Below are 17,878 nucleotides of genomic sequence, written 5' to 3' on the forward strand. Positions count from 1 at the left end.
CGCGACATGAAAGACTGTTCGCTGGCTTTCTTTTCCTTTGTCGCGCTGGACAATCCGGAGCCGCATCTGCACCGCCGTTACAACGAATGGCATCAACTCGACCATCGACCAGAGAACTTGGCCCTACCGGGAGTCGCGTGGGGTGATCGGTGGGCGCGGACTGCTGAGTGCCGCGCTGACTCAACCGCCGAGCCCGAGCAGGCGGACGCGGATTACATCGCCATGTATTGGTTTCGCAATCCCGTCGCCGACGCAGTACGGGAATGGGAGCAATTGGGCGTGGACTCCTTCGAGTGGGGTCGGGGCCCCATGATTCCGGGTGTGCGGCGGACGTTGCTGGCGTTCTTCCGGCCCGTCAAGGGCTACGCGGCGGCATCTTCTTTAGTGTCGCCGGCGGTAATTCCGTATCGGCCCAATCGCGGGTTGCACCTGACGGTGACCAGGTTCGCCGACCCGCTTGGGACGGACACCCACGAGAATCATCGTTGGGAAGACCGCGTACTCATCCCGGAGCTGCTCAATCTGCCGGGAGTGGCCGGGGCGTGGACATTTTCGCTCGACCGCCATCAGGATGACGGTCTCGGCCTTCGGCGAGTTGACGCCACTGATACTCGGGGAGCATTGCGGGTTCGCGTGCTCTACCTTGATGGTGAACCGATCGCCACCTCGAGACTCGTGCGTGACTGCGTCGCTGCAGCCGAAACTCTGCTACCGGCCTCAACATTGGGACAAACCGTGATCAGCACGCCGCTGCGCACGATCATCCCTTGGCAGGACTGGTGACGCGGCGTTCCCATCGCCGCTTCATGAATGCTGCCGTGAGAGGAACGCCAGCACGGTGCTTTCGAAGGCTTGCTTCGCTTCGATCATCGCCCAGTGCCCGGACTTGGGAAATACGTGAAGTTCGGCGTCTTGGATGGTGCGCATCGGGATCAGCGCCATATCCGGTGGGCTCACTCTGTCGTCGCGACCCCACGTCAGCAGCGTGGGGACAGTCAACTTGTGCAGGACCGCCCACGGCATCGGGTTTTCGGACGCGGCCATCGCGGCGTTCATTGCGGCAAACGCCGCTTTGCCGTACATCCGGCGCGCCGCGGCCAGGGTGTCCGGATCGGTGGCCAACTGCCAGCGCTCCTCGACCAGTTCCTCAGTGACCAAGGACTGGTCGTACACCATCGATTTGAGCCAGTCGACCAGCCGCTGCCGCGTCGGGTCCTCGACGAACTCCTGCAACAGCCGGATGCCCTCACTCGGGCTGGGGCTGAAGATGTTGATGCCGATTCCGCCGATGGTGACCAGCCGGTCGACACGGTCGGGGTTGTGGATAGCGAAGTTGATGCCCACACCCCCGCCCATCGAGTTGCCGACGATATGCGCCTTATCGACGCCCAGCGCATCCAAGAACGGCGATACGGTGCCAAATGCCATGACCATGGGATGGCCGCCGAAGTCGTCGCTGACGCCGAAACCGGGAAATTCCAGGATGATGCAGCGGAATCGCTCGGCGAAGGTGGGCAGTATGCCGCGGAAGTTGCGCCATCCGGTGACTCCGGGACCCGAGCCATGCAGGAAGAGCAGCGGCGACGCCAGCGAGGCCTCCGGACCGGTGTCGTAATAGCGCAAAATCCCTTCCGGTAGGCGGATTTCGTGCACGTCCTGCTCGCCTAGGAAGACCCGTTCGGAAGTGTCTGTCACGGTGTCAGCCTGCCACGGTGTTGCGGGTGGCACGCCGCGGTGTTCCGCTGACCGGGTGGTGTTATGACTGGTGCTGGATAGCGTCCGGCGACACCTGTTGCTGCACAGCCGACTTGCCGTCCACCAGGTGTCTCACACCGCTTTCTTGCTCGCGTTTGATTTCGAGCGCGATGTCGATGAGTTGGTCTTCTTGGCCGCCGATGAGTTTGCGCTGGCCGGCGCGGTGCAGCAGTTGGTGGGCGGGCACGCCGTAGCGTTCGGATTGGCGGATGGCGTGTTTGAGGAAGCTGGAGTAGACCCCGGAGTAGCCCATGATCAGGGCGTTGCGGTCCAGCAGGCACTCGGCGGGCATGGCCGGGGCGACCACCTCTTCGGCGGCATCAGCGATGTCGAAGAAGTCGATGCCGGTCTTGACGCCGATCTTGTCGAACACCCCGATGAGCGCCTCCACGGGCGCGTTGCCCGCCCCGGCGCCGAACCGCCGACACGAGCCGTCGATCTGCTTGGCGCCCGCGCGCACGGCCTCCACGCTGTTGGCCACCCCCAGCCCGAGGTTCTCATGGCCGTGGAAGCCGACCTGGGCGTCGTCGCCGAGCTCGGCGACCAGCGCGGCCACCCGGTCGCGCACCCCTTCGAGGACCAGCGCCCCGGCCGAATCGACCACGTAGACGCATTGGCAGCCCGCGTCGGCCATGATGCGGGCCTGGGCCGCGAGTTTCTCCGGCGCGATGGTGTGGCTCATCATCAAAAACCCGACGGTTTCCAGCCCGAGTTCGCGGGCCAGGCCGAAGTGCTGGATGGACACGTCGGCCTCGGTGCAATGCGTGGCGATCCGGCAGATCGACCCGCCGTTGTTCTGGGCCTCCTTGATGTCCTCCTTGGTGCCCACACCGGGCAGCATCAAGAAGGCGATCTTGGCCTCTGTGGCGGTCTGCGCGGCCAGCTTGATCAGCTCCTGCTCCGGGGTCTTGGAGAACCCGTAGTTGAAGCTCGACCCGCCCAGTCCGTCGCCGTGGGTGACCTCGATGACCGGCACACCCGCGGTGTCCAGGGCGGCCACGATCGCCCCCACCTCGTCCTTGGTGAACTGGTGGCGCTTGTGATGCGAGCCGTCGCGCAGCGACGTGTCGGTCAGCCGCACATCCCAGATCGGGTTGAAGAAAATCTCCTGCGTGCTCATGCCTGTGTCCCTCCCGCCGTCCCACCAGCGGCCGCCGCCAGGGATTCCTTGGCGATCTCCTCGCCGACCTTGGTGGCCGCGGCGGTCATGATGTCCAGGTTGCCCGCATAGGGGGGCAGGTAATCGCCGGCACCCTCGACCTCGACGAACGTGGTCACCACGGCCTGACCACCGGAGTTCAGCGACGGCTCGTCGAACTGCGGCTCGTTGAGCAGCCGGTATCCCGGCACATAGGTCTGCACCTCGGCCACCACGTCGTGAATCGACTTGGCGATCGCGTCACGGTCGGCGTCCTCGGGGATCGCGCAGAAGATCGTGTCGCGCATGATCATCGGCGGATCGGCCGGATTCAGGATGATGATCGCCTTGCCCCGCTTCGCGCCACCGATGGTCTGCACGCCCCGGCTGGTGGTCTTGGTGAACTCGTCGATGTTGGCCCGCGTCCCGGGACCCGCGGACACCGACGCCACCGACGCCACGATCTCGGCATACGGCACCTCAACGACACGGCTGACCGCGTAGACGATGGGGATGGTCGCCTGCCCCCCGCAGGTGATCATGTTGACATTCGGCGCGTCCAAATGCTGGCGCAGGTTCGCCGGCGGGATCACCGCCGGGCCCACCGCGGCCGGGGTCAGATCGATCGCCCGAATACCGGCGGCCTCATACTTCGGGGCGGCGTCGCGGTGCACATAGGCACTGGTGGCCTCGAACACCAGGTCGGGCTTCTCCGACTGGGCCAACAACCAGTCCACACCCTCGTGGGTGGTCTCCAAACCCAGCTTGCGGGCCCGGGCCAGCCCCTCGCTTTCCGGGTCGATGCCCACCATCCACCGCGGCTCCAACCACTCCGACCGCAGCAACTTATACAGCAGGTCAGTACTGATGTTCCCCGACCCGACAATGGCCACACTCGCCTTAGCCGGCATGACGCTCCCCTTCAAATGACAGGCGGACACAGCCCAGCCCGGTGAATTCGGCGACGAAGTCGTCGCCGGCGTGCGCGTCGATGGCGCGCGTGCACGATCCGGGCAGCACCAGGTCGCCTTTGCGCAACCGCACGCCGAAGCCCTCCACCTTGCGGGCCAGCCAGGCCACCGCGGTGACCGGGTTGCCCAGCACCGCATCGGTGCGGCCCGTGGCGACGACCTCACCGTTGCAGCGCAGCACCGCATCGATGCCCTTGACGTCGACGTCGCGCGGCGCCACCCGGGCCTGACCCAGCACAAAGCCCGCCGACGAGGCGTTGTCGGCGATGGTGTCGCACAACTCGATCTTCCAGTCAGTGATCCTGGTGTCGATCAACTCGATCGAGGGAACCAGCGCCTCCGTGCCCGCCAGCACGTCGTCCTCCGTGCAGCCGGCCCCCGGCAGGTCGGCGTTCAGGAGGAAACCCACCTCCACCTCCACCCGCGGCCACAGGTAGCGGTTCGCCTTGACCGGGCGGTCTTCGAACAACTGCATCTCATCCAGCAAATGCCCGTAGTCCGGCTCGTCGACCCCCATCATCTGCTGGATCGCCTTCGACGACAGCCCCACCTTGTGGCCCAGCACGCGGGCGCCCTCGGCAACCCGCTGACGGATATTGATGAGCTGAATCTCATACGCGTCCACGACATCGATCTCCGGGTGAACAGCGGTCAGCGGAGCGATCGGCTCGCGGCTCCGCTCGGCCTCCGCCAGCTGGACACCCAGCTGGCGCCGTAATTCCCTGCTAAGCACGAGAACTGCTTCCCTCAGCATTTGCAGGCGAAGTCATTGCCTTGGCGTCCATGCCGCCGAGTGGGCCGGTGCCGATCTCGGCGTTATGGGCATGCGCGAAGTGGTGAAGACCGAAGACAGCCTCCATGCCGTTGCGTAATCCCATGTGGTCTTCGCATTGGTTGACCGCTCGCTTGGCCAGGGCGAGCCCGAATTGGGGCATCGCCGCGATACGCGTTGCAAGGCTCAAGGTTTGGTTCCACAGCTGCGATCGCGGAACGACTCGATTAACCATGCCGATTTCGTAGGCGCGCTGTGCGCTGAACCTCTCACCTGTGTACAGGACCTCCTTGGCAAACCTGGGTCCGAGCACCCAAGGGTGGGCGAAGTATTCGACACCCGGAATACCCATGCGCACAACGGGATCGCTGAAGAAGGCATCATCGGCGGCCACGGTCAGGTCGCAGGCCCAGGCCAGCATCAGTCCACCGGCCACACACGCGCCTTGCACCATCGCAATAGTGGGTTTGGGGATCTCGCGCCACCGACGGCACATCCCAAGGTAAACCTCCGCCTCCCGCGCAAAACGTTGGTCGCCGGCTGGCTTGTCAACATGGTCCCACCACAACACCGCCCGATTTTCGTAGCGCACATTGTGGTCGCGTCCGGGGGTGCCGATGTCATGGCCGGCGCTGAAGTGCTCGCCAGCCCCGGCCAACACGATCACCTTGATGTCGTCATCGTTGACAGCGCGGCCAAACGCGGCATCCAGGGCGTAGGTCATCGCCGAGTTCTGCGCATTGCGGTAGCGCGGACGGTTCATGGTGACCACAGCGACCCCGGAAGTCACTTCATAGGTGACCACCTCGTCTACATCTGGCGTGTCCATGTTGATGCCTTCCGTCACCACGCATTCCGGTCCCGGCCATCATCAGCGCAGTCCGACTCAGACAGGTGGTCGGTGTCCATACACCGGGAGTCATCTCGCTCACAGCTGTTGGGATCCATCCCGGGAATCAGTGCGGCACCGCCACGTCACTCGGAGCATCCCGACTGTCGGGATTACCGAACCAGTACATGCGCCGTTGTCTCGTAGCGTCAACGCTATGCGCTTCTCCTGCCGCTTCGAGCGGACATGTGCCGCGCCGGCGCAGATCGTTTACGACCTGCTCGCTGACGTCGCGCGATGGCCGCAGTGGCTAGACGGTGTGCGGGCCGCAGACTGGGAGTACCCCGGAACGGCCAGCTCCCGGATAGGGGCTATCCGCCAAATCACGGTGAGCGGCTTGACTATGCGCGAAAAGATTCTGATTGCCGACCGCCCTTACCACCACGCATATACCATCCTGTCGGGAATCCCCGTCACCGATCACCGTGCCGACGTTCACATATCCACGACACCTAGCGGATCTCGCATCGTGTGGAAGGCAACGTTTCGCCCCCGCATCCCGCTCACGGGGCCGCTGATCTGGCTGATGCTGCGCGCGAGCATGCCCACGATGGTGACCGCTCTAGCCCGGGGAGCCGAAGCGCAGCCGACGTAACCACCGTGCCGGTGAGCATGGATTGCAATCGGTCTCGGCTCCAGGATCAAGGTGGCCCAAAGCCATTTGCCGCCAGGCTCGTTGGTCGTTACACGCGGCCCGACAACGGGCTGGGCTTGGTGCCCCGCGTGCCGGCCGGATCCAGCCCGTTGTTCTCGCATCGCCGATCACCGCTACCCACACGTGCGGACCAGTGACCGAAAGTCGTTGATGTTAGCCACTCGCCGCGCAGGGGAGGAGGTTAGATTGCACGAGCTACATGCGCACCAGGGTGAACGGGTACGTGTAGGTTCCCGCCGGCGACCCGTTACAGCCCGAGGAAAACGAGGAGTCCAACGAGCCGGCAAGGGTGGACGCATCCCATGCGTAGACGTCGTGCGTGGGTATCACGGGGCCGTAGTAGATGTCACCACAGCGCAGACCGTCGGGAACGTCGACACTCAAGATATAGCGGCCATCGGCGAACCGCGCGCTGCCATGGTACTCGAATGCCCTGGCCACCGGTTGGGGTATCGCGCTCACGCTGACACAGTCACCGCTGCACGACGAAATCGCCCAGATCCAGGTATGGAAATCGTACCTGCCGGTGATCAAAAGCTGGTAATTGCCGGTTCGCATCTCCGCATGGGCCACGGGCGCGAGCCCTAAGGCCGCCGGCGCCAGGCAGATGCCCAGTATGAGCGCCTTCATGTTCGTTCCATTCTGCTTGGGCCGAGGATCAGACAACATGCCATTACCCACCGCAATGGTGGCCTGCTCATGGCGAAGCCGCTGGTTTCGGCTCACATATGCGAGCCGCCGTCGACACGGACTTCGGTGCCGGTGATGAAATAGGCGTCGGGACAGCCCAGCATGGCCACCACGGCGGCTACGGCGTCTGGTCTGGCGAAGATCGCGCCGTCAGCCAGTGGAAGCACAGGCTGCACCTTGCCGAAGAGGGAAAAGTCGACGTCAGCGGGTAGGCCCGGACCGATGCTCTGCTTCGATTCTCCTGTGCCATCAGTCATTCCGGAGGAAATCGAACCCGGCTGCACTGAGTTGAACCGGATTCCCTCTTTGCTGAACTCCATGGCCAACGCATGCGTCATCGCCTGAATTCCGCCCTTGGACGCGGCGTAGGCGGACATATACGGGTGAGCAAAGGCCGCCGAGGTGGAGCTGAAGTTGACCACCGCCGGCCCTACGCCCTGGCGTAGGGCCGGGATCGCCTCGCGGGTCATCAGGAAGGTGCCGACCAGGTTGATGCGGAGTACCTGCTCAAAATCGGCCGCGGTGGTGTCCAGGAAATGGGCCGAGCGCAGGATCCCCGCCGCGTTGACCAACGTGTCGAGACCTCCCAGCGCGGCGAGCGCCCGGCCGACACCGTCGCGGACGGACTGCTCGTCTCCGACGTCCAACGTCACCGTGGCGAGTCGGTCCGCATACGTGTCGGCCTTGGCCACCGTGTCCTTCAACCCGGACTCGCTGATGTCGGCGGCCACAACTCGCCCGCCTTCCTCCAGCACGCGCAGCACGGTTGCCTGTCCGATGCCCGAGCCACCCCCGCTGATCAGGACGCGGCGATTCGCATATCTCTGAGGACTGTTCACAACGGGGATGGTGCTCCGCGGAATCGGCAATGTCAGCCGCATGTCCCGGTGGGTGGTCCTCTCCTCGGCGGGAACGGCGCGGTATGGACCCGGTTCGGGTGACCTCGCGCGGGATCCGCAGCGATGGATAGGCGTCCCGGTAAGCGGGACATCGTGTGGTCCACGTCTCACCCGACTGGGAGGGTTCTGCTCGACGCAGCTCGGACCGATGTGGTGCAGGGCGTGACCCGAGCTGCGATGTCTGCTGTCGACGAGGTAAAGGAGCCACAGCCGGTGATCACGAAGGCGCCCGACCTTTGGTCGCCGGGGCTTTCGTCGTTTGGCGCCAAGCTGGCCGGGCCCATGCAGGCCATCGGGGGGCTGGCCGCGATGGCGGCCGATGCGGCGAAGTTCGCTTTCCGCAGGCCGTTTCAGGGACGAGAGTTCCTGGACCAGTCGTGGTTTGTCGCGCGCGTCTCGCTGATGCCCACGCTGCTGGTAGCCATTCCGTTTACCGTGCTGGTCAGCTTCACGCTCAATATCTTGCTGCGCGAGCTGGGCGCGGCCGACCTTTCGGGGGCGGGTGCCGCCTTCGGGGCGGTCACCCAGGTCGGCCCCCTGGTCACTGTGCTGATCGTGGCCGGCGCCGGCGCCACGGCGATGTGCGCGGATCTGGGTTCGCGCACCATCCGTGAGGAGATCGACGCGTTGGAAGTGTTGGGAATCAATCCCGTTCAACGATTGGTGACCCCGCGCATGCTGGCGTCGGGACTGGTGGCACTGCTCCTCAACAGCGTCGTCTGCATCATCGGCATTCTGGGTGGCTACACGTTCTCGGTGTTCGTCCAGGACGTCAACCCTGGTGCATTCGCAGCGGGCATCACGCTGCTGACCGGGGTGCCCGAATTGATCATTTCCTCGGTCAAAGCGCTGCTGTTCGGTCTGATCGCCGGCCTGGTGGCCTGCTACCGCGGGCTGACGATCACCGGTGGCGGCGCCAAAGCTGTGGGCAACGCCGTCAACGAGACGGTGGTATACGCGTTCATGTCGCTGTTTGTCATCAACGTGGTGGTGACCGCTATCGGTATCCAGATGACGGCGAAGTAGGCCGACAGTGACGCTGCGAGCGGCCTATCCGGGCCTGGCCCGAGAAATCAACAGACCGATCACCGCGCTGGGCGGCATCGGTGACCACGTCGCGTTCTACGGGAAAGCGATCGCCGGGGCCCCGTTTGCGGCCACCCGCTACCGGCGAGAAATCATCCGCTTGATCGCCGAAATCAGCATGGGCGCTGGCACCTTGGCGATGATCGGCGGGACAGTGGTCATCGTCGGGTTCCTCACCTTGGCGACAGGTGGGACGCTGGCTATCCAGGGATACAGCTCGCTGGGCAACATTGGTATCGAGGCGTTAACCGGCTTTTTGGCCGCGTTCATCAACGTCCGTATCTCGGCGCCGATTGTCGCCGGCATCGGCTTGGCGGCCACCTTCGGCGCTGGCGTGACCGCCCAACTGGGTGCCATGCGCATCAATGAGGAAATCGATGCGCTCGAAAGTATGGGGATCCGGCCCGTTTCCTACCTAGTGAGCACACGGATCGTCGCAGGGATGCTGGCGATCACGCCGCTGTACTCGATCGCGGTCATCTTGTCGTTTGTGGCTAGCCAATTCACCACCGTGGTCGTGTTGGGGCAATCCGGGGGGCTCTATGGTCACTACTTCTCGACGTTTCTGAACCCAACCGACCTATTGTGGTCATTTCTGCAGGCGATCCTGATGGCCTTGGCCATCCTGTTCACCCACACCTACTACGGCTACTTCGCCAGCGGGGGACCCTCGGGTGTCGGGGTCGCAGTGGGCACTGCGGTGCGCACTTCCCTGATCATCATCGTGTCGGTCACCCTGCTGGTCTCGCTGGCCATTTACGGCGCCAACGGCAATTTCAACTTGTCGGGCTAGGGGAAGAAAGCTGATGTGGAACAACGCAGTCCGCCCCTTGCTGGGTCTGGCCACCGTCGCGGTGATCGGCGCGATCGTCGCTGCCACCATCGTGTTGTTTGAAGGCGGCGCCATCGAATCGGTACCGGTCACGGTGCTATCGCCCCGGGCGGGACTGGTGATGAACCCCGACGCCAAGGTGAAGCTGCATGGTGCACAAGTGGGCAAGGTCTCCTCGATCGACAACCTGCCCGACGGCCGGGCCGCGATTCACCTGGCGATCAATCCCTCCTGGCTGCATCTGATTCCCGCCAATACCGGCGTCGACATCGAGTCCACGACCGTCTTCGGGTCGAAATTCGTGCAACTCATCCCACCGCCCGATCCCTCCCCCCAGTCGCTGAAGGCTGGTCAAATCCTTGACTCCGAGCATGTCACCGTCGAAATCGACACCGTATTCGAGCAATTGGTGTCGGTGTTGTCGCAGATCGAACCCGAAAAGCTCAACGAGACCCTTGGCGCCCTCGCGCAAGCGTTCAGCGGTCGCGGTGAAAAACTCGGCCACACCCTGGCCGATCTGGACACCCTGTTGACCAAGATCGACCCGAGCCTGACCTCCCTGGGCCACGAACTCTCCGTGGCCCCACAGGTGCTCAACGCCTACGCCGACGTGGCCCCCGACCTGGTCAAGACAATCCAGAACGCGACCCGGCTGAGCGACACCGTGGTCGACCGGCAGCGTGATCTGGACACCGCGCTCATCAGCGCGATCGCGCTGGCCGACATCGGAAACGACGTCCTGGCCGGCAACGCGCAGGCGTTCACTGCCGTCCTTCATCTGCTGGTCCCCACCACGAACCTGACCAGCAAATACAACCAGGCCATCACCTGCGCCCTGGCCGGCCTCAAGCCGCTGGCCACCGGTCCGCCCCTGCCCGTACCGGGTGTCCTGTTGCTGGATTCATTTCTGCTGGGCACCGAACGCTACCGGTACCCGCAGAACCTCCCCAAGGTCGCGGCGACGGGCGGTCCGCAATGCATGGGCCTACCAGACGTGGGCTTCGGGAACCGCCCGCCCTACCTGGTCACCGATATTGATGCCAACCAGGCACAGTACGGAAACCAGGGAATCCTGCTGAACTCCAATCGCCTTAAGCAATGGCTGTTCGGGCCGATCGACGGGCCGCCGCGCAACACCCCACAGATCGGGATGCCGGGATGACGGGCTCGGTCGCGACGACCATCAAGTTTGGGGTGTTCGCGGCGGTGACGATTGTGCTGACGGCTGCCCTGTTCGCCATCCTCGGCCAATACCGCACCGGTTCGACATATGGCTATTCCGCGGTGTTCAGCGATGCCTCCAGCCTGAAGACCGGTGATTCGGTGCGTGCCGCCGGGATCCGGGTCGGCACAGTCAACGGTGTTGCACTGCAACCGAATAACACCGTGTTGGTGCGTTTCGACGCCAACCGCGAGGTCAGGCTCACTACCAGCACGCGAGTCGCGGTGCGTTACCTCAACCTCGTCGGGGATCGCTACCTTGACCTGCTCGACGCGCCCGGTTCTGCCGGGATTCAGCCGCCCGGATCGCGGATTCCGCTAACCCGCACCGAGCCGGCGCTCGATCTCGATTTGTTGTTGGGTGGGCTCAAACCGGTGATTCAGGGCCTTAACCCTCAATCGGTGAATGCACTGACCAATTCGTTGATCCAGATTCTGCAAGGCAGCAGTGGCGATGTGGAGTCGTTGTTCGCCAAGACCTCATCGTTTTCCAATGCGCTGGCAGACAACGGGCAAGTGGTGCAGCGATTGATCGACAATCTCAACGAGGTGGTCGCTACGGTGGCCAAGGATGGCAGCAAATTCTCGGCGACGGTCGAGCGCCTCGAGCGGCTCATCACCGACTTGTCGGCTGACCGCGATCCGATCGGAGACGCCATCACCGCGCTCGACAAGGGAACCGCATCATTAGCCGACCTGCTTACCCAGGCCCGTCCGCCGCTGGCCGGTACCGTCGACCAACTCAATCGGCTGGCTCCGTTGCTCGACAATGACAAGGCGCGGTTGGACCTCGCGCTGCAGAAAGCCCCCGAAAACTACCGCAAACTCGTGCGGTTGGGCGCCTACGGAAGCTTCATCAACCAATACCTGTGCGGCATCTCCATTCGCGTCACCGACCTGCAGGGCCGCACGGCCGTCTTCCCGTGGATCACCCAAAACACCGGACGATGCGGGGAACCCTGATGTTGAAATATCGTGGCGCACAACTTATCCGGGCCGGCTTCATCGCGTTCGTGCTGGTCGCGCTAGTCATCATCATCGGCCTGCACCCCCAACAGCTGGTGTCGATGGCCACCTCCATCCGGTACCAGGCGCTGTTCACCGAGGCCGGAGGCCTAACCCCAGGCAACGACGTCCGAGTGTCGGGCGTGAAAATGGGAACGGTCTCCGACGTCACGCTCAGCCATGGCAAAGCATTGGTGACGTTTAGCCTCGACGCCAAGGTGCACCTGGGATCGAGCACGACAGCCCACATCAGGACGGGCACCCTGCTGGGTGCGCGGATGCTGGCCGTAGAGCCCGCAGGCACCGGCAGCATGCACGCCTCCGATGTCATCCCGGTACATCGGACGTCCTCGCCATACTCCCTGACCGACGCCGTCAGCGACTTCACCGCCAACACCGCCGCCACCGACACCGGCGCGCTCAACGCATCCTTGGACACCTTGGCCGAAACGATCGAGCGGATCACACCACGACTGGGGCCCACGTTCGACGGCCTGAGCAGACTGTCGCAATCGTTGAACAGCAGGAATGAATCGCTGGCCCATCTGCTCAAAAGCGCCGCCGATGTCACCGGCATCCTGTCGGAACGCAGCCAGCAGGTCAACACCATGTTGCTCAATGCCAACGACCTGCTCGGAGTTCTGAATCAGCGTCGCTACGCGATCGTCAACCTGCTGGCCAACACCTCGGCGCTGGCCCAGCAGCTCACGGGCATGGTGGCAGACAACGAAAAAGAACTGGCGCCCACGCTGACCAAACTCAACTCGGTCACCGCGATGCTGGAGAAAAACCGCGACAACATCGCCAAGGCGATCGTCGGACTAGCCAAATACCAAGTAACCCAGGGCGAATCGGTCAACAACGGCTTCTATTACAACGCATTCGTCGGCAATCTGATCCCGGCGCAGGCCCTGCAACCGTTCCTGGACTACGCGTTCGGATTCCGGCGAGGCGTCAATGCGGGTCAACCACCCGACAATGCGGGCCCGCGCGCGGAATTCCCCTGGCCGCACAACGGCATTCCCGGAGGACGATGATGGCGACCGGGGCGAACAAGGCGTGGTACACCAGGGCGCTGCTGGTGGCATTGGTGGGGCTTGTCGCTGCGGGAACGGCTTTCGTGGTACATGCCGAGGTCTTCGGGCCCAGGATGATTACCGCATATTTCAGCTCCGCGACCGCCATCTACCCCGGCGATGAGGTACGCGTGGTGGGGGTCAAGGTGGGCACCATCAAGTCCATCGAACCCCAAGGGACCCAGGCCAAGATGACACTGGCCGTCGACCGTGATGTGCCGATCCCGGCCGACGCCAAGGCCGTGATAGTGGCACAGAACCTGGTGGCGGCACGGTATGTGCAGCTGACCCCGGCTTACGAAGCCGCGGGAACCGGCGGTCCGATGATGGCCGATGGGGCGGTGATCGGCGTGGAGCGTACCGCGGTGCCCGTCGAGTGGGATCAGGTCAAAACGCAACTGATGCGGCTGGCCACCGAATTAGGTCCCGCAAGCGGCCTTTCCACCAGCTCGCTCGGGCACTTTATCGACAGCGCGGCCAATGCCATGGCCGGCAACGGCGACAAGCTTCGGCAGACGATCACCGAGCTGTCTCAGGTTGGGCGCATCCTCGCCGGCGGTAGCGGCAACATCGTCGACATCATCAAAAATCTCCAGATCTTCGTTACCGCCCTGCGCGACAGCAACGTTCAGATCGTCGAATTCCAAGACCGCCTCGCAACGGTGAGCAGCGTCGTGGACGGTAACCGGTCAGACCTGGACGCCGCGCTGACCAACCTATCCTCGGCGGTCGGCGAGGTACGCCGATTCATCGCCGGAAGCAGAGACCAGACCGCAGAACAGATTCAACGGCTGGCCAACGTGACGAAAAACCTCGCCGACAACCGCATGGCGGTGGAAAATCTTCTGCACGTGGCGCCCAACGCAATCGCTAACGGCTACAACATCTATAGTCCGGACTCCGGAACGGCACGCGGAGCCTTCGCCATGTCGAACTTCGCCAATCCGGTGGCACTGGTGTGCTCGGCGATCGGCGCGGTCAAGAATGCCACCGCGACCGAGACGGCGAAGCTGTGCGCCCAATACCTGGGCCCCGCACTGCGTTTGATCAACTTCAACTACATGCCGATCCCGTTCAACGCCTATCTGGCCAAATCGCCGAGCCCGGACAACCTCGTCTACTCGGATCCGAACCTGATGCCCGGCGGGCCGGGCGGAGTCCCCCCCATCCCGACCGATCCACCCGCAGTGTCGGCGTACACCGGCGCGGGCGACATACCACCCCCTCCGGGATGGGAATTGCCTCCGGGTCCCCCGGGAATTTACGCCCCCAACGGATTACCCGCGGACCCTTCGCCAGCGCTGTTCCCCCGTGCGCCAATCCCACCGGGAGTGCCCCGGCCAGCCGCAGCGGCCCCCGGCCCGGCCAACCTGCAGGACATGCTGCTGCCGGCTGGTCCGCAACCACCGCTGCCGGCCGCACCGCAGCCCGCCGGAGGCACACCATGATCGACTTGCGATCAACGCGTCGTCTCGCAGCGATCGCGTCATGGGTGGTGTTGACGGCAACCGGATGCGCCTTCGATGGCCTCAATTCACTGCCTCTGCCCGGCACTGTCGGACGCGGCCAGGACGCGGTGACCTATCACGTCCAAATCGCTAACGTCGGTACCCTGGAATCCAATTCGCCGGTTATGATCAACGACGTCGTCGTTGGCAGCGTGGGCAAGATGACGCTGCGCGACTGGCACGCCGACGTGGATATCTCGGTGCGTCCCGACGCCGTGGTGCCGGCCAACGCTATCGCCAGGATCGGCCAGACAAGTCTGTTGGGCTCGATGCACCTGGAACTGAACCCCCCACCGGGCGTGCCCGCGGCCGGCAGGCTCGCACCCGGGGCGACCATCGGTCTGCAACGCTCCTCGACCTATCCATCCACCGAGCAGACCCTGTCTTCGCTGTCGGTTGTCGTCAACGGTGGGGGACTGGGCAAGGTCGGAGGCCTCATCAATGAGTTCAACGCGGCACTGGGCGGGCGCGAGGACAAGATCCGCGATCTGCTGACGCATTTGAACGACTTCGTCGGTGTTTTGGATTCCCAGCGTGACAACATCAACGCATCCATCACGGCACTGAACGCGCTGGCCGGCACCCTGGCCGGACAAAGCGGCGTCATCACCCAAGCACTGCAACGGATTCCGCCCGCACTGGACGTTCTGATCCAAGAGCGGCCCAGGATCACAACCGCGCTGGAAAAATTCCGGGTGTTCAGCAACACCGCCACCGGATTGATCAATGCCACGCACGCCGATCTGGTCGCCAACCTGAAAAACCTGGAGCCGACCGTACGCGCACTCGCTGACGTCGGCCCGAGCCTCGACACCGTCCTGGCCTTCGCGCCGGCCTATCCGTACCCGCAGAACTTCATCGACCGCGCGATCCGGGGTGACTATTTGAACGAGTTCATCACATTCGACTTCACCATCCCGCGGCTCAAGAGGGGACTGCTGCTGGGCACGCGATGGGGGCAGGAGGGAGCCACGCTGGTGCCCGCTCCGGGTGACCCCTGGTATGCCACCTTCACCAAAGATCCGCTCAACGCCCCCCTCACGGCCCCGCCCAACGCGGTAGCCACGCCCCCCATGGCCGCTCCGCCAACGCCAGCCGGCGCCCCGGTGATCAGCCAGCAGCTCAGCCAGCCACCGATCCCGGCGCCGACCGATTTCGTGCCACAGGATGTGGGGGACCGCTGATGTTGACGCGCTTCGTCCGAATTCAGCTGACCATCTTCACCATCGCGTCGGTCATCGGGATGACCGTGATGATCGTCGAATACCTGCAAGTGCCCACCCTGCTGGGCGTCGGCCGCATGCGCGTCACGCTGGAATTGTCGGGCACCGGCGGACTCTACCGGTTTTCCAACGTGACCTATCGAGGAGTGGAGGTCGGAAAAGTCACCGACGTGCGGCCCACCCGCGCCGGCGCCGTGGCCACACTGTCGTTGAACACCAGCCCGAAAATCCCGGCGGATCTGCGCGCGGAGGTGCTCAGCGTGTCGGCGGTCGGAGAGCAATATGTGGACCTGCAGCCAGCGACGGCGGCAGGACCTTACCTGCACGACGGCTCCATCATTCCCGCGGCGCACACCTCGATCCCACAGGCCGTCGGACCGATGTTGGATCAAGTCAGCGCACTGATCGACAGCGTCCCCAAGACCAAGATCAGCGGCCTGCTCGACGAAACGTTCAAGGCCTTCAACGGATCCGGGTACGACGTCGGGTCACTGCTGGACTCCTCGTCACAACTCATCGGCGACGCCAACGCCAACGCCGAGCGGTCACGCACTCTCATCGACGACAGCCGGCCCCTGCTCGACGGCCAGGCGCAATCTGGCGACGCCATCCGCACGTGGGCACGCAGTCTCGCCGGCATCAGCCAACAACTTGTCGTCGATGACCACCAGACACGGACGCTGCTGCGCGCGGCACCAGGGGCGGCCGATGAGGCGTCACGCCTGTTCAACCAGGTAAAGCCGACGCTGCCGATGCTCTTGGCGAACCTCACCACGCTGGGCCAGGTCGGTGTCACCTATCACCCCTCCCTCGAGCAGCTGCTGGTGTTGCTGCCGCCCACCATCGCCGCCACTCAGTCCTACGGCGCACCCAAGAACAATCCCACCGGATACTCCCTGGGCGACTTCACCCTTACCATCGGTGACCCGCCCGCATGCACGGTAGGGTTCTTGCCGCCGTCGTCGTGGCGGTCACCAGAGGACACCACGGTGATCGACACTCCCGATGGCCTGTACTGCAAACTGCCGCAGGATTCACCCATCGGGGTGCGCGGCGCCCGGAACTACCCGTGCATGGGCCATCCCGGCAAGCGCGCGCCCACGGTCGAAATCTGCAACAGCGACAAACCTTTCGAGCCGTTGGCGATCCGCCAACACGTCCTGGGTCCCTACCCCCTCGATCCGAACCTCGTCGCGCAGGGCGTCCCGCCCGATGACCGCGTCAGCTTCGGAGACCAAATCTTCGGACCACTCGAGGGCACCCCGCCGCCAGGACCGCTGGCGCCAGCGGCCGGCCCCGCGCCCGCGCAGCCGGATTCGCCGCCGCCCGCCCCGGCCCCAGCGCCGCCACCCGACGGTTCCGAGGGGCCAGCACCGGCTGCCGCGCCGAGTGCCTACACACCCCAGCGGCCCGGCCCATCGGTTGCCGTCGCAACCTATGACCCGCGAACCGGGCGGTACGCCGCCCCCGACGGCACCGTGTATCGGCAATCCGACCTGGTCCCCCACGCCGGTACGCGGTCCTGGAAAGACCTCTTCCCCACATGAGCAGCCGCTCACGCCGACGTCTTCGGATCGCAGCCCTCATCGGCGCCGTCGTGGTCGCGATGCTGGGCACCGCACCCCCCGGCAGCGCGACCGGCGACTGGGGCCTCAACGGCACCTACACCGCGACGTCCAACGGGGAGTGGGCCAAGACCAACGAAATCTTTCACAACGAGGCCAGCATCCGAAGCATCTGGACGATCAACACGACCTGCAGTTATCCCACCGAATGCACCGGCACGGTAGTCAGTGACTGGGGCTGGCGGGCACCGATCTATCAAACCGGCGGTGTCTGGTTCGTCAAGCACATCGTCGACAACTGGCAGCCCTGCCCGGACGGAACCGCGGTTCAGGGATTCCAGGTCTTCAGATTCGCCCCCACCAACCCCGACGGAGATGCCGTCGATCCAACCTCGGCCGTTCTCACCGGCGCCGACGAGACGACCGGCGTCAGCGGCGCCTGCGGACGAAGTAAGACATGGTTCATCAGCATGCCGTTCAAGCTCGTCAAGACGGGGTGAGGGGTCGAGAATGAAACCGTACATCCCCTTGCAGCATTCGGGTCGTCTTGCACTCCCACGCCTCAAAAGCATCGCGACGCAAGCGATCCTGCC

General features: G+C 64.2%; 18 protein-coding genes. 11 read left to right on the forward strand and 7 right to left on the reverse strand.

What is annotated here, in order from left to right; all coding sequences use genetic code 11:
• Positions 1-6: 6 nt before the first annotated feature.
• Positions 7-783, forward strand: coding sequence for a hypothetical protein (locus U8D42_RS22555; protein ID WP_322858169.1), 777 nt, complete (start codon positions 7-9; stop codon positions 781-783).
• A gap of 21 nt (positions 784-804) precedes the next feature.
• On the opposite strand, the gene U8D42_RS22560 is transcribed toward U8D42_RS22555, so the two are convergent.
• From U8D42_RS22560 to U8D42_RS22580, 5 genes are all read right to left on the reverse strand, one after another.
• On the reverse strand, positions 805-1,695 hold the full coding sequence (locus U8D42_RS22560; protein ID WP_322858168.1) for an alpha/beta fold hydrolase: 891 nt from the start codon (positions 1,693-1,695) through the stop codon (positions 805-807).
• Positions 1,696-1,756: 61 nt separating this feature from the next.
• Entirely contained in the window at positions 1,757-2,875 is a 1,119-nt protein-coding gene (gene dmpG, locus U8D42_RS22565; protein WP_322858167.1) for a 4-hydroxy-2-oxovalerate aldolase, read from the reverse strand.
• Positions 2,872-3,804, reverse strand: coding sequence for an acetaldehyde dehydrogenase (acetylating) (locus U8D42_RS22570; protein WP_322858166.1), 933 nt, complete (start codon positions 3,802-3,804; stop codon positions 2,872-2,874). Before U8D42_RS22570 ends, dmpG begins: the two co-directional genes overlap by 4 nt.
• Complete coding sequence (locus U8D42_RS22575) at positions 3,794-4,597, reverse strand: 2-keto-4-pentenoate hydratase (RefSeq protein WP_322858165.1); 804 nt, start codon at positions 4,595-4,597, stop codon at positions 3,794-3,796. Before U8D42_RS22575 ends, U8D42_RS22570 begins: the two co-directional genes overlap by 11 nt.
• Positions 4,590-5,465 carry an enoyl-CoA hydratase gene (locus U8D42_RS22580; protein ID WP_322858773.1) on the reverse strand — a complete coding sequence of 292 codons (876 nt, stop codon included), beginning with the start codon at positions 5,463-5,465 and terminating at the stop codon, positions 4,590-4,592. Before U8D42_RS22580 ends, U8D42_RS22575 begins: the two co-directional genes overlap by 8 nt.
• Before the next feature lie 217 nt (positions 5,466-5,682).
• Between U8D42_RS22580 and U8D42_RS22585 the strand changes: the two genes are divergently transcribed.
• Positions 5,683-6,120, forward strand: a complete 438-nt coding sequence (locus U8D42_RS22585; protein ID WP_322858164.1) for an SRPBCC family protein — start codon at positions 5,683-5,685, stop codon at positions 6,118-6,120.
• Positions 6,121-6,375: 255 nt separating this feature from the next.
• On the opposite strand, the gene U8D42_RS22590 is transcribed toward U8D42_RS22585, so the two are convergent.
• Positions 6,376-6,738 carry a hypothetical protein gene (locus tag U8D42_RS22590; RefSeq protein WP_085242717.1) on the reverse strand — a complete coding sequence of 121 codons (363 nt, stop codon included), beginning with the start codon at positions 6,736-6,738 and terminating at the stop codon, positions 6,376-6,378.
• Between the two features lie 164 nt (positions 6,739-6,902).
• Positions 6,903-7,751: an SDR family NAD(P)-dependent oxidoreductase gene (locus U8D42_RS22595; protein WP_322858163.1), complete on the reverse strand. Its 849-nt coding sequence runs from the start codon at positions 7,749-7,751 to the stop codon at positions 6,903-6,905.
• Between the two features lie 195 nt (positions 7,752-7,946).
• Between U8D42_RS22595 and U8D42_RS22600 the strand changes: the two genes are divergently transcribed.
• The 9 genes from U8D42_RS22600 to U8D42_RS22640 are packed head-to-tail and all read left to right on the forward strand — an operon-like array spanning position 7,947 to position 17,785.
• On the forward strand, positions 7,947-8,795 hold the full coding sequence (locus tag U8D42_RS22600) for an MlaE family ABC transporter permease (protein ID WP_431523804.1): 849 nt from the start codon (positions 7,947-7,949) through the stop codon (positions 8,793-8,795).
• A 7-nt stretch (positions 8,796-8,802) separates the two neighbouring features.
• Complete coding sequence (locus U8D42_RS22605) at positions 8,803-9,648, forward strand: MlaE family ABC transporter permease (protein WP_322858161.1); 846 nt, start codon at positions 8,803-8,805, stop codon at positions 9,646-9,648.
• A 13-nt stretch (positions 9,649-9,661) separates the two neighbouring features.
• Complete coding sequence (locus U8D42_RS22610) at positions 9,662-10,849, forward strand: MCE family protein (protein WP_322858160.1); 1,188 nt, start codon at positions 9,662-9,664, stop codon at positions 10,847-10,849.
• A complete protein-coding gene (locus U8D42_RS22615) occupies positions 10,846-11,871 on the forward strand; it encodes an MCE family protein (protein ID WP_085242640.1) in 1,026 nt (341 codons plus the stop codon). Before U8D42_RS22610 ends, U8D42_RS22615 begins: the two co-directional genes overlap by 4 nt.
• Positions 11,871-12,950, forward strand: a complete 1,080-nt coding sequence (locus U8D42_RS22620; protein WP_322858772.1) for an MCE family protein — start codon at positions 11,871-11,873, stop codon at positions 12,948-12,950. The genes U8D42_RS22615 and U8D42_RS22620 overlap by 1 nt, the downstream gene beginning before the upstream one ends.
• A complete protein-coding gene (locus U8D42_RS22625) occupies positions 12,947-14,437 on the forward strand; it encodes an MCE family protein (RefSeq protein WP_431523805.1) in 1,491 nt (496 codons plus the stop codon). Before U8D42_RS22620 ends, U8D42_RS22625 begins: the two co-directional genes overlap by 4 nt.
• Positions 14,434-15,681 carry an MCE family protein gene (locus U8D42_RS22630; protein WP_322858158.1) on the forward strand — a complete coding sequence of 416 codons (1,248 nt, stop codon included), beginning with the start codon at positions 14,434-14,436 and terminating at the stop codon, positions 15,679-15,681. Before U8D42_RS22625 ends, U8D42_RS22630 begins: the two co-directional genes overlap by 4 nt.
• Positions 15,681-17,267 (forward strand): MlaD family protein, encoded by a 1,587-nt coding sequence (locus tag U8D42_RS22635; RefSeq protein WP_322858157.1) that lies wholly within the window; start codon positions 15,681-15,683, stop codon positions 17,265-17,267. The genes U8D42_RS22630 and U8D42_RS22635 overlap by 1 nt, the downstream gene beginning before the upstream one ends.
• Positions 17,264-17,785: a hypothetical protein gene (locus U8D42_RS22640; protein ID WP_085242645.1), complete on the forward strand. Its 522-nt coding sequence runs from the start codon at positions 17,264-17,266 to the stop codon at positions 17,783-17,785. The genes U8D42_RS22635 and U8D42_RS22640 overlap by 4 nt, the downstream gene beginning before the upstream one ends.
• Positions 17,786-17,878 lie beyond the last annotated feature (93 nt).

Origin of the sequence: Mycobacterium europaeum (assembly GCF_034555895.2) — a bacterium.
Classification (GTDB): Bacteria; Actinomycetota; Actinomycetes; order Mycobacteriales; family Mycobacteriaceae; genus Mycobacterium; species Mycobacterium europaeum.